This window comes from Pseudomonas sp. PME37.24/025, from assembly GCF_055556615.1.
The window spans coordinates 1-259 of record NZ_JBVHNK010000335.1 but is presented as its reverse complement, the minus strand read 5'-3'; the positions used below and the strand labels follow the sequence as shown (position 1 = coordinate 259).

The window sequence follows — 259 nt, the reverse complement described above, 5'->3', positions numbered from 1 at the left end:
CCTCGGCACGCAGGGGCCGGGCGGCGCGGAGGTCACCGCCGACATGGGCTTCCGGGCGGCGGACGTGACGCGCTCGATGACGTGCGATGTCGTCTACGAACTCGCGGCCGACAAGACGTGGTCGCTGGACGACCCCATCACGAAGTGGGTCAGCGGTCTGCCCGGCTTCGACGACATCACGCTGCGCCAACTCTGCGACGGGACCTCCGGTCTGGGCGCGTACGGCGACATCCTCCAGGGCCAGGTGCTGAGCAACCCC

At 70.3% G+C, this 259-nt stretch carries 1 protein-coding gene; it reads left to right on the top strand.

Annotated features, from left to right (window positions below; all coding sequences use genetic code 11):
- The coding region (locus ACZ3HH_RS30610; RefSeq protein ID WP_465810413.1) for a serine hydrolase domain-containing protein at positions 1-259 on the top strand (259 nt) is incomplete at both ends.